Origin of the sequence: uncultured Amphritea sp. (assembly GCF_937127095.1) — a bacterium.
In the GTDB taxonomy this organism is placed as follows: domain Bacteria; phylum Pseudomonadota; class Gammaproteobacteria; order Pseudomonadales; family Balneatricaceae; genus Amphritea.
In genome coordinates, this window is the sequence record NZ_CAKZLP010000060.1 from 154,743 (window position 1) to 167,388 (window position 12,646).

At 51.1% G+C, this 12,646-nt stretch carries 7 protein-coding genes; 1 reads left to right on the forward strand and 6 read right to left on the reverse strand.

Features of this window, described 5'->3' with window-relative positions; all coding sequences use genetic code 11:
* Positions 1–22: 22 nt before the first annotated feature.
* The 6 genes from nosR to rapA all read right to left on the reverse strand — a co-directional run bounded on the left by nosR (position 23) and on the right by rapA (position 11,068).
* Positions 23–2,200: a transcriptional regulator NosR gene (nosR, locus tag Q0499_RS15425; protein WP_299200806.1), complete on the reverse strand. Its 2,178-nt coding sequence runs from the start codon at positions 2,198–2,200 to the stop codon at positions 23–25.
* A gap of 45 nt (positions 2,201–2,245) precedes the next feature.
* A complete protein-coding gene (locus Q0499_RS15430; protein ID WP_299200809.1) occupies positions 2,246–2,665 on the reverse strand; it encodes a copper-binding protein in 420 nt (139 codons plus the stop codon).
* 255 nt (positions 2,666–2,920) lie between these two features.
* On the reverse strand, positions 2,921–6,022 hold the full coding sequence (locus Q0499_RS15435; protein ID WP_299200812.1) for an EAL domain-containing protein: 3,102 nt from the start codon (positions 6,020–6,022) through the stop codon (positions 2,921–2,923).
* A gap of 292 nt (positions 6,023–6,314) precedes the next feature.
* The gene (locus Q0499_RS15440) at positions 6,315–6,620 is read right to left on the reverse strand and encodes a c-type cytochrome (protein ID WP_299200815.1); all 306 of its coding nucleotides are present in this window, start codon (positions 6,618–6,620) and stop codon (positions 6,315–6,317) included.
* A gap of 186 nt (positions 6,621–6,806) precedes the next feature.
* A complete protein-coding gene (locus Q0499_RS15445; RefSeq protein WP_299200817.1) occupies positions 6,807–8,138 on the reverse strand; it encodes a DEAD/DEAH box helicase in 1,332 nt (443 codons plus the stop codon).
* Between the two features lie 56 nt (positions 8,139–8,194).
* Positions 8,195–11,068: an RNA polymerase-associated protein RapA gene (gene rapA / locus Q0499_RS15450; protein WP_299200819.1), complete on the reverse strand. Its 2,874-nt coding sequence runs from the start codon at positions 11,066–11,068 to the stop codon at positions 8,195–8,197.
* Positions 11,069–11,333: 265 nt separating this feature from the next.
* Between rapA and Q0499_RS15455 the strand changes: the two genes are divergently transcribed.
* Positions 11,334–12,644 (forward strand): DEAD/DEAH box helicase, encoded by a 1,311-nt coding sequence (locus Q0499_RS15455; RefSeq protein WP_299200822.1) that lies wholly within the window; start codon positions 11,334–11,336, stop codon positions 12,642–12,644.
* Positions 12,645–12,646 lie beyond the last annotated feature (2 nt).

Consider the following 12,646-nt stretch of genomic DNA (forward strand, 5'->3'; position numbering starts at 1 on the left):
TTATGACGAGGTGGTCTTTTATTCAGGCGCCTGACTGGATGGTCAGGTCGTCAATTTGCACTACTGGAATACTATTCAATGCAGCTTCTTGTTTAGCTTTCTTACGTTTTTTCTGTACCAGAGGAGGACATTTGTCATCACGGTAATAGGTCACCTGACAGTCCAGACACTGATGGCATTCATTGGCATTAATTCGGCCATCCGGGTGGATCGCCTGAATCTCGCACTCGTTGGCGCAGATCTTACAGGGCTGACCACACTCCTTGCGGCGCTTGAGCCAGTCAAACAGGCGTAAGCGGGCCGGTATCGCCAGCGCCGCACCCAGCGGGCAGACATATCGGCAATACACTTTTCGAGTGAATAAATTGATCCCTAACAGGAATACGGCATAGAACACATACCCCCAGTCACGCTGAAACTTCAGCAGAAACGTGGTTTTAAATGGCTCAATCTCGGCATAACGCTCAGCTTCAGCCAGTGACTCCAGCGAGATGGCAAATAAACCCAACAGAATTACATATTTCAGCGCCCACAGACGTTCATGTACCGCAAATGGCAGGTCGAATTGCTTAATTTTAAGTTTGCGGGCCAGTTCATTGATCAGCTCCTGAGCCGCACCAAACGGACATAGCCAGCCGCAGAAAATACCTCGCCCCCATAACAGCATGGTCATGGCGGTAAATCCCCAGAGGATAAAGAGCATTGGATCAAGCAGGAACAGGCTCCACTGAAAGTCCCCTTTAAGCGCATGAACAAATGTAAAAACATTCACCACAGAAAGCTGGCCTAAGGTATACCAGCCGATAAAGAACACCGTAAAGACCAGATAAACTCGACGAATACCGTGCATCAGCCGTGGATAACGCACCAGCACATCCTGGATAAAGATGACGATAAACAACACGATCAGCGCCACAGTTAGCACCCCAATCTGAAATGCTCGCTCCTTCCAAATAGACACCCATAGCGCTTCAGGCTCTGGTTCAGCTACCGGTTCAGGACGATCAAGGTATTTTTCAGGTGTCAGATAGTCACCGTAAAAACTGGTAAAGACACTCTCCAGCGCACCTTTCTGCCGCCGCACCAGCAGCTCAAGCTGCCATGGCGTGCCCAGATCAAAGTCATACTGATCCCGGACAATGAAAATCGCCATCTCACGAAAGCCGGGGAAACCCTCAATATAAACATCATCCAGACGATAGTAATCGGTATCATGGAAGCTAATCGACTTACCGGACTGCTGTAACTGAGTCCGGTCAAAAATACCGCCCCGCACATAACCATTTCCTTTGAACGAGTACTGCCCTTCCCCCATCACGGCCAGCGCCTGGTCCCCCTCACCAAGCTCCCCCATCAGCCAGCGATACTGTTCATCGCCTAACAGATTCCGGCCGATAACGGGGATATTTAACGGGGCATAATACATCTCAATAAATGTTCGCTTCTGACGCCCCTCCCCATTCTTGCCTCGGGTTTCAACAGAGGTTCCGACAAAGGCCTTATCCACATCCGCTTCAGTCAGCACCAGATGACGTATAGAACCGTCACCGGTGAGGGTGATCCAGTCAGACTTAACAAACTGATCAGCTTTTATAGTTGCCTTGGGTATGGCCGCTTGCTCCGTCAAGCCCGCAATTCCCATAATCTGAGCGAATTTACGGGCTGAACGCATGATCCCTTCGTTCACAACCATGACGGTAACGGTCGCGCCAGCGACCACATCAACATTCAGAATATCTTTGTTGTTGCCCGCGCCAACCCGCACTTTATCGGTCACACTCAGCCCTTCGTAGGCAGCAACAAAATCAAACAGTTTCTGTTCTGGAATACCCACCAGCAATATAGGCTCATGATGTTCCAATACCCGGGTAGCAAGAATCCTTCCGTTGAGATTCATCACCACAAGGGTATTAACAGGTTTACCAGAGTAAGCAGGAATTTTGGTGACATCATTGGTTTCAAAGCCATAACCCAGAACCTCCTCCCCCTTGTAAACGCTCCAGGCGAGCACTTTGCCTTCAACTATCGGTTGTTTCTCACTCACAGATGTCGCCTCAGGAAAGGCCCGACGGATAGTATCCAGTTTTTGGGCATCAGAAACCGGCACCATCGCATTGGCAACGGAACAGACAAAACAGACCGCTATTAGCAGGAACAGCATAAACGGAGAGTTTCGGTTGAGAGGGGATGATGAATTCATTATAGCTACCACACTTTCATACGAAGCTCACTGAACCGGGCGATGCTATGGCAGCAGCTCGACAATCGTAAACTTCATCATATTGCTCTGTTGCAGACGAAAACGGATCTGCCGACCTTCGGTAAAATCAGTAGTCGACAGACCACTCGTCAGATCAAATTTCATCTGCATCGCAGACATATTCCAGTCAGGAATCGGTTGATGCTGCACAATAACTTGCCCTGTGTCGGCGAGTAATCGCTTTACCACGCCGGTGACAATCACTGTTTCCGCCATCATCTGTATCGTTGAATCACCGACCATCCGATGCTGCATTGATGTCCCCCCCTCACTGCTCTGCATAGCCGATTGGGACGGCATATCAGCCGCTGAAACCGTCGAGCCAAGCAATCCAACAACCATGAAGACCATCGCTGTACATACAGCAGTAACGGACGAGGTCCTTTTTTTAATCAATGAGTTCACACATAACTCCCTGGCCTGACTCGGTGCGACGATTTGTCGCACCTTGAAGTTAGGAAGTATAGTAACAACTGTTAACAATGCATCACTTGATAATTATCAATCGGGAAAATAAACAGAAGACAACTATGAAGGGTTACCCGTAGCGATTGGGATATTAGACGGTAGCGCTTGTACTAATGATTTACAGAAACTGATACTTGCGTGATTTAACGAGGTAGCAGACCTGAACGGGGACCACAATGAATCTCATTCCCCTCACTCCAGCGTATCGCTGACCGGAGTCTGAAGCCATTGCTCGGCAAACTCCCGTGCAGGCACAGGGCGGCCAAACAGATACCCCTGACCAAAATCACAGCCAATATCCAGCAACATCTGCTTGTGCTGCTCGGTTTCAACGCCCTCAGCAATGACCCGGATACCCAAGGTATGCGCCATCACAATGATCGCTTCACAGAGCACCAGATCCTGAGACCCGGGTGTCAGATTAGAGACAAAGCTCTGGTCTATTTTAAGATAGTCAATATGAAACTGTTTCAGATACGCCAGTGATGAATAACCGGTGCCAAAGTCGTCCAACGCCACCTCTATACCCTGATCCCGAAACTGTAACAGCTTGTCAGTAACACCCTTACCCGCCTCCATCAGCAGGCTTTCGGTAATTTCAATGCAAAGACTTGCAGCATTCAGATTATGATTCAGGATATTGCCAAACCAGCCAGGTTTATTACTGTTCTCATTCTGATACTGAACCGGTGACGTATTTACGCTCACCTGCAGGTCGCTATTAAAGTGCGCTTGCCAGATTGATGTTTGCCGCACAACCTCAGCAAACACCCAGTTGCCGATATCGACAATCAAGCCGGTTTCCTCAGCCAGCGGTATAAAGTCCAGTGGCGAAACCTGTCCTCGCGGATGGTTCCAGCGTAACAACGCCTCTGCCTTAACGACACTGCCATCCTTCATATTGATGATCGGCTGATAATAGACCTCAAACTGCTGCAGGCTTATCGCTTCACGCAGCTCGTTCAACATACGCCGACGCTGTTGAGCCACGGCTTCCATTTCGGGGGTAAAGTAATGAAACCGGTTACGCCCCTGTTCCTTTGCCGCATACATTGCCTGATCAGCATTTTTCATCAATGCCTCCAGCGTCATCGCATCAGAGGGATAGAGCGTGATACCGATACTGGCAGACACAAATGCACGATTATCCCTCAGCAGAAAGGGCTCGGTCAGCTGTTGCAGAATGTTTCTGGCGACTCGCTCAATCACAGAATGGTCGCCAATACTTCCCAGGATAACCAAAAATTCATCACCGCCTAACCGGGCTACCGTATCGGTTTCCCGCACGCAGGAGATCAGCCGCTCGGCAGCATCTTGCAGAAGCATGTCACCATAATCGTGTCCGAGAGAATCATTCACCTCTTTGAAACGGTCCAGATCGATCATCATTACGGCGACCTGCTCGCCCTCCCGGTCCGACCTTTTCATCATCTGCCGCAGACGATCAGTAAACGTTCTTCGGTTAGGTAGCTGAGTTAAGGGATCAAAATGAGCCATTTGGGTCAGCTCAGCATGGGCCCGTTTCTGCTCAATCAGGTTGACGTCGATACAGTACATCTCCTGTCCACCCTCGGCAGACTTGAGCATGACATGGCTGGAGAATACCGGCACCAGGCTGCCATCTTTATGCTGTAAATCTAACTCAGCAGCGGGTATCTCCACCCCCTTTTCCAGCCAGCGGAGGTGATGCTCAACCACGATATCGCGCATAGGCTCTGGAATAATCAGCCTTTCCAGTGGCTGGCCTAACGCCTCCTCACGGCGATAACCATAAAGCGCCTCACTGGCATCATTCCAGTAGATCACCCTGCGCTTCTCATCATATCCCTGCACCGCGATGGCGGGCAGACTCTCAATTAACTCGCGGAACCGGGATTCACTTTTATGCATCAGAATCTCAGCCATTTTCTGGTCAGTGATATCCAGCATCAATCCGCGAAGCCAGCGCGGCTTTCCGTTTTCAGCCACCACCCTGACCATATCGCGAATCCAGACAGTGGCGCCGCTGGCCGTTAAAAAGCGATATTCAAGCTGATGGTTATGGATATTGAATATCTCTTTCCCAGAGCACCTGAGCGTCTGCTCACGATCATCAGGATGGATATGATTTATCCAGAAATCTGGCGTTAACCAGGTATCCAGTGAATAGCCTAAAATTCTGACGACGTTTTCACTCATGTAAGTGTAGGTGTGGGATTCATACTCAGATTCCCACACGATGCCATCGGATGTATCCACAAGATTTTTGAAGCGCTGTTCACTCAGCCGATGGGCTTCTTCAGATCGACGTAAACGGAAGTTCCAGTAGATAAAAAACAGAAAAACAAGCAACACGACAGCACTGATTTTCAGTATCTTTTCCAATGCCACTCCGTTCTGGGGAATTGCCAGGCCGGTCCAGTGGTCAAATATCTGGTTACGTTCAGCCTCAGTGATACTGTTGAGCGCTTTCCCGATGATTCCCAATAGCATCGGATTGCCCTGATAAACAGCGATACGAAAATCACTCTGATAGTCGGTGTGTCCGGAAAAGCTCAGATTGAGAATCCCCTCCTGCTTCATCACAAAACTGGCAGCGGTCGCATCGCCAACAAAAGCATCAGCACCGCCATCAGCCACCATTCTCAGGGCTTCCTGAATAGTGGTCGGGTTGATGATGTTTATCCCGGGATAGTCACGGCGCAACAGTTCATTGGTGAAATGGCCCTTGTGGATAGCCACCCGTTTACCGTCCAGCTTATCCAGCGTACCGATATAACCTTTGGATTGTTCACTAATAATCACTGCTATGCTGGAAAGATAGGGTTCAGTAAAGTCGAGATACGCAGCACGATCAGCGGTTTCAACCAAACAGGACAATAGATCAAGCTCGCCTGCTTTGGCAGCCTTTAAAACGTCATTCCAGGAGCCCTTATCGATAACAGGCACAAATGAGACCTGCAGTCGCTGTTCCAATAAACGGAAATAATCAGCAGCAATACCGATATAATTCCCCTCTTCATCGACCCACTCATAGGGTAAGAATTGACGATCAATACCCAATTTTAATCGGGGGTGTTGCTCCAGCCAGGCGATCTCATCAGCGCTCAGATTCTGCTCTCGCCAAGAACCATCGGGACTGGTTAAGGTATCGGATTTAACTGAAGTGCCTGAATTTACCAGGGCATTTGAATTGATTGAGCTATCGACACTAAGGCCGTCTGAGCTAACCGGCTGGTCTGCCCCATATACAGAGATAAGCGAACTGCATGTCAAACTAATTATTAGTACTAGCCACGGGGCAACTCTTAACATCCATATCTCCAACAGCTAAAGGCTTTCCAGCCCGCAACCTGACACAACTTAATTAATCAGGCCTATAAAAATATGACCTAGCTCTATTTTACTTAGCTTTAGCATAGATCTATTTTGTTAAGAATGACTAATTTCAGATGCTAATACAGATAAAAAAAGCCAGCTATAACGGCTGACTTTCAGGTTTTACACTTACAGAAGCAGATGAGTTAGCAACGCTGTGATTTAAGAGCTCTTATGTAAGTGCTCTTATGTAAGTGCTCTCATGTAAGCGCTGACCTAAGCGGTTAACTTAAAGCCCGGAGATATACTCAGCCACTGCCTGTATTGATGCATCATCCAGTTTATCGCCCTGCACCTTCATCAACGCTTTCAACGGTCCACCATAGGTTCCAGCCTTATAACCATTAATCGCTTCAACGATCTGTGTTGCAGGCCATCCCTGTATTATCTGAGACTTTCCCATAGCGGAAAGTTCAGCATTCGCACCATGACACTCAACACAGGTCTGATACACCTCGGCACCTCCGGCATGAACTACCGGCGCAGAAATAGCTAATGCGCTAACAGCAAAGAAAATACAGCTCAACTTTTTCATTTCGATCCCCCCATAAGTTTCATATCTCTATTATTAAGGGGGAACCAGCGTATTACAAAGCTATCTGTCATCACTTTGAGAGGTGAATTGAGAGGTGTATTGAGAGATGTATTGAAAGACGTGTTGAGCAGCTTGGCCAGAAGAAAAAAACCAGCACTCAGGCTGGTTTATTTATGACGGCAGACACTAATCGGCTTTCTTCTTTTTCAGCGGTGCCATACCGTCATCAGAGACAATCTGCAGATTAGCGGTTCGTCGGTTTTTGCGATCCTGCGGCGCTTTGATCACCCGTTTAGGGCGAGCAACTGCTGCACTGACCTCGGACTTCGGCACTTTAGCAACAGGCGCATCTTTAACCCCCTTAAACTTCGCCTTTAAGCCGTCCAGTTCACCGAAGTTCACCGATTGCTGCAGAAAGCTCTCGACACGTTTAAAGGCATCCCAGTCTTTAGGGCCGACTAACGATATCGCAACCCCTTTAGCCCCGGCCCGACCGGTACGACCGATCCGGTGAACATACTCTTCAGCCTGTTTAGGCATATCAAAGTTCACCACCAGCGACACCTGCAGCAGGTCCAGCCCCCGGGAAGCAACATCAGTGGTGATCAGCACCTGCTGCTGACCACGGCTGAAGCTGTCCATAATTTTATTGCGGTCGGTCTGACTCATCTCGCCACTCAGCGCAGCGGTTTTCAGCCCCTTACCCGACAGCAGCTGTGACAAGCGCTCAGTATCGGCACGGGTGGCGGTAAAGATAATCACCTGCTGGTAGGTCTCGGTGTCCAGAATACGTTCCAGCAACGCCTGTTTATGATCCAGGTGATCGGCGAAGTAAAAACGTTTCTCAATATCAGCGTGTTCAGCATTAGCGGCGCCGATGGCGATCCGCTTCGGTGATTTCAGCAAGGTTTTGGCCATACTGTTCACTTCAGCATGTTCCAGTGTTGCCGAAAACATCAGTGTCTGCCGTAAACGGTGACTGGCGATCTGATTGATCCGGTTAAGCTGCTCAGCGAATCCCAGATCCAGCATCCGGTCTGCTTCATCGAGAATCAGCAATTCCAGCCCATCCAGAAACAGTGAGCGTTCATCCAGATGGTTGACCAGCCGTCCCGGGGTCGCCACCACCACGTGCGGATCTTTACCCAGAGCTTTGGCCTGATCATTGAAGTTTTCACCGCCCAGCACCAGCACCGCTCTCAACTGAGTGCCGCTCACCAGGCTGCGCAACTGCGCATAAACCTGTTTAGCCAGCTCCCGGGTCGGTGTCAGAATCAGCACCCGTGGGTCTTTTTTGCTCAAGGCTTTCTGGCGCATCAGCCGCTGCATGGTTGGCAGCAGATAGGCCAGGGTTTTACCAGAACCGGTTTTCGATGATGCGATCAGGTCATGGCCGACTATCGCCGTCGGCACCGCCAGAGCCTGAATCTCAGTCGGCCTGGAAATCCCCTGATGATCAAGGATAGTGCTAAGCCGGGGATCAAGCCCCAGATCGGTAAAGTTTTCCGCGTTGGACAAAGTCTGCTCCGGTTATACTGAATTCATCTGAATATAGCTGGCCATAATAACAGAGATCAGGTCGCAACAATCACCCGAATCGCATCCAGTTTGAGGGATGCGCTTTCCAGATGATGATCCAGCGCGGCACGGTTCTGCGCCAGATAGTCGATCTCTTCCTGACGAATGTTCGGATTCACTGCGGCCAGCGCACTGAGACGCTCCTGCTCTGCCCCCAGAAGGTCGGCCACATTCTGTTTGGCTTCAACCAGCATCGCCGGGAACTGAGTTGCGGCAATCGCTTCAACCCGGTCCACCATCTTACCCACCTCACTGCGGGTGTGTTTGACAATCTCCACCGACTGACGCCGTCCCACTCGTTCCGCCAGCTTGTTGATATGGACTTCGGTGAGAATAGCGCTGAGATCGGTGCCATTAGCATCCACCACAATACGGCTCAGCGTCTGTGGCAGATAGCGCTGCACCTGTAGCTGTTTAGGCGCTGCACAGTGCAGGGTGAAGATAGCTTCCAACAACAGGGTTCCGGGCTTCAGCGGCGGTAATGTAATGGTACAGACTGCGGTATTACCGAAGTCACCATTGACCACGATATCCATAGTGCCCAGCACCAGCGGGTGCTCCCAGGTGAGGAACTGAATATCTTCACGGCCCAGCGCCAGTGCACGACTATAGGTTGCGGTCATACCATCGGCGGGCAGACCCGGCAGGCTTTCATGATGCATATGATCGCCCGGACTGAGAATAATACTCTGGCTACTGTGAGTCTGCTGTTCGACACCAAACTGGTCGAACATGCGTTCCATATAACTACTCAGTTCGATACTGTTACCGGTGACTTCCATGCTTTCAGCAATGGCAGCCGCTTTCTCCGGGTGACAGGAGTTCAGTTCCAGCAGTTGATCGCGCCCCTGCTGCAGCTGTTCCAGAAGACGATCTGCTTCGAGGCGGGTACTGCTCATCAGCGTTTCAATATTCGCTTCGTCATACTCTTCAAACAGCGCCGGAATCAGTTGTTCCAGGAACTGATCGAACAATACCTGCCCCACCGGACAAGCACGTTCAAAACAGTTCAGGCCGCGATGGAACCAGTCCAGCAGCACCGCCTGAGCACTGAATTCATAATGAGGCACATGGATCTGCACATCGTTACGCTGGCCAATCCGGTCAAGCCGGCCGATACGCTGTTCCAGCAGATCAGGATTAAGGGGCAGATCGAACAGTACCAGGTGGCTGGCAAATTGAAAGTTGCGTCCCTCACTGCCGATTTCAGAGCAGATCAGTACCTGAGCACTCTCATCTTCATCGGCGAAATAAGCAGCAGCACGATCACGATTAACCAGCGTCATCCCTTCATGGAACACCGAGGAGCGAATACCCTCATAGAGGCGCAGATGTTCTTCCAGGGACTTTGCGGTTTCCGCGTAGGCACAGATCACCAGCGCTTTCTGATCGCGATTCTGTTTCAGCCAGTCCACCAGCCATTCAACCCGCGGATCGGCTTCCAGCCAGCGGTCCGCCAGAATAAGTTCCGGGTGCAGTCGCTCTTCCAAATCTGCCTGGGCCAGCAGTTGCTGTTCGCTTTCGAGATAAAACTCAGGCTCCGGCAGTGGATAACTGTGTAACACCCGCTTAGGAAATCCGCTCACCCCATCACGGGTATTACGGAACAGCACCCGACCGGTACCATGGTGATCCAGCAACGTGGCCACCGCATCCTGAATCGCCTGGTCAAGCGAATCGTTCTCAAGTTCATCCTGCAGCTGCTGAGCGACCTCGTGCCCCAGATAACTGCCCAATTGAGTAAATACCTCGGGGGCATCTTTAAGCTGCTCGCGGGCATCTTCATCCAACAGTCGGGCCACCAGCTTACTGACCGGTTGATAGCCCTCCTCCTCGGCACGGAACTGTTCCAGACTGTAATAACGATCCGGGTCCAGCAAACGCAACCGGGCAAAGTGGCTATCGACTCCCAACTGTTCCGGGGTCGCGGTTAACAGCAATAGCCCTTTCACTTCACGGGCCAGTGCTTCAATACAGATATATTCCGGGCTGGATTCCTCTTCGGACCAGACCAGATGGTGCGCTTCATCCACCACCAGCATATCCCAGCCGGCATCCAGTGCCTGCACCAGACGGTCAGGGCTGGACTTAAGGAATGAAAGATTACATAACACCAGCTGCGCAGTCTCGAACGGGTTAACCCCCTCATCAGACAGCTCCAGCGCTTCGCAGCGCAGCTCATCGAGAATGGTAAAACGCAGGTTAAAGCGCCGCAGCATCTCCACCAGCCACTGATGTACCAGACTGTCCGGCACCACAATCAGCGCCCGGGACGCTTTGCCACTGATCAGTTGCTGATGCAGAATCAAACCCGCTTCAATGGTTTTACCCAGACCCACTTCATCCGCCAGCAGTACCCGTGGAGCAAAGCGGCGCGACACCTGATGGGCGATATATAGCTGATGGGGCAACAACTGCACCCGGGGACCCAGCAAGCCGTAACTTTCGGACTGCAGATGAGCAAACTGATTTTTCAGGGTTTCAACCCGCAGTTTAAACTGACTCAGCTTATCCACCTGACCGGCAAATAAGCGGTCATGGGGCTTACTGAAGTGAACCGCGCTGTCCAGATCCCGCTCTTCCAGCACCAGTACTTCGCCCTCAGCATCTTCCGCCTGATAGACCATATAGCCATTCAGTTCCTGCTGCGCGGTAATGGTAACCTTCAGGCCTGAGGCATTGCGCACCTGCTCACCCACCGGATAGACCACACGGCTGAGCGGTGCGTTATCGATAGCGTAGGTACGTTCCTCTTCAACAGCAGGAAATAGAATGTCAACGCGACGGTTTGATACGCTGGTCACCAACCCCAGCCCCAGATTTGATTCGGTATTACTGATCCAGCGTTGGCCGGGAATAAATTCAGACAAAAGACAGCTCTCAAAACAGAAAACGATAGAAACAACACCGTGAAACACTATAGACGATAATCTGAACCATCGCCGATACTAAACGGCCAGCGCGGAATGATAGGCGTTGTGACCGAGTACCTCAAGGCGCAATCACAATCCCGGGCAAATATAGGATAATTTTCATGTATTCCCCCCGATAAACAGGCCAATCCCCGCTAGCCGAAATATCCGCGCTGGCAAAAATAAGGTATGCTTGCGCCTTTAAACCTGCGAGTACCCATCGATGTTCTTTATCGACCTAAATCTGGATCTGGAAATTCTGGGCCCATTGGCTGACAACAACTTTCTCAGCCCCCGCCCGATCCAGCAACAGGCGATCCCTGTCGCCATGGAGGGCTTCGATCTGCTGGCATCAGCCCCCACCGGTACCGGTAAAACCCTGGCCTTTGTCTTGCCTGCGCTGCAAAAAGTATTCGACAGAGACCAGGACCATAGCAGTGCACCGCAGATTCTGATTCTCGCCCCGACCCGTGAGCTGGCAAAACAGATTTATCAGGTCATTGAACTGCAGACGCAACACAACCGTATTAAAAGCTGCCTGATCGTCGGTGGCGTCCCCTTCGGTATGCAGAAGGGCATGCTGGCGGAACAGATCGATATCATGGTGGCAACACCCGGCCGGTTGTTGGAACTGAACGCGCAGGAGTGGCTCGACCTGTCACTGGTGGATATGCTGATTATCGATGAAGCCGACCGGATGCTCGATCTGGGCTTTATCAATGAGATTAAACAGATCGCCGATGTGCTGCCGTTGCAGCGCCAGACGCTGATGTTTTCCGCCACCCTCGAGGGTGAAAAGATCCAGCAGTTTGCCGCTGACCTGCTGAATGAAGATTCGCAGGTAATCGCAGTCGATCAGCCCCGTCATATTCCTGAAAACATTGAGCAGTTCGTCTACCGGGCAGACAACGAACAACACAAAGAGTACCTGTTGAAAGCACTGATCCATCAGCCACAGCTAAAACAAGGGATCATCTTTGTTAACAGCCGCAAGCAGGTAGAACAGTGGGTTACCATCATCCGTAATGCGGGTATTCTCTGTTACGGCCTGCATGGCGATATGCGCCAGAGTGAGCGGACTCAGCGGATCAAAGAGATGCGTCGTGGCCGAATTAAAATCATTATCGCCACCGACGTGGTGGGTCGCGGACTGGACCTGCCGGACCTGACCCACGTGATCAACCTCTATCTGCCGATGAAAGCTGACAGTTACGTCCACCGCTGTGGTCGCTCAGGGCGTGATGGCGCTAAAGGCACCGTCTGGTCCATTGTAGAGCCGTTAGACTGGGCAACCCTGGGCAAGATCGAACGTTTTATCGGCGACAAACTGCCCCGCATCACTTTCCCGGGTCTCGCTCCGAAAAAACCGGAACCGGGCAAAGGCGGCGGCAAAGCCAAACCGAAGAAACCGAAAATCAAAAACAAGAAAGCGGTGGCTAAAGCAGCCGCTAAAAAAGCCTCTTCACAGAAAAAATCACCGAAGAAGCGCGTTGGTCGCGGACCGAAAGCGGGCCCCAGCCCTAAAGCAAGTTAATC

Bases quoted from the DNA above. Each gene is read 5' to 3' on its own strand.
- nosR (WP_299200806.1), bottom strand. From the start codon at position 2,200: ATGAATTCATCATCCCCTCTCAACCGAAACTCTCCGTTTATGCTGTTC.
- Q0499_RS15435 (WP_299200812.1), bottom strand. From the start codon at position 6,022: ATGTTAAGAGTTGCCCCGTGGCTAGTACTAATAATTAGTTTGACATGC.
- Q0499_RS15440 (WP_299200815.1), bottom strand. From the start codon at position 6,620: ATGAAAAAGTTGAGCTGTATTTTCTTTGCTGTTAGCGCATTAGCTATT.
- Q0499_RS15455 (WP_299200822.1), top strand. From the start codon at position 11,334: ATGTTCTTTATCGACCTAAATCTGGATCTGGAAATTCTGGGCCCATTG.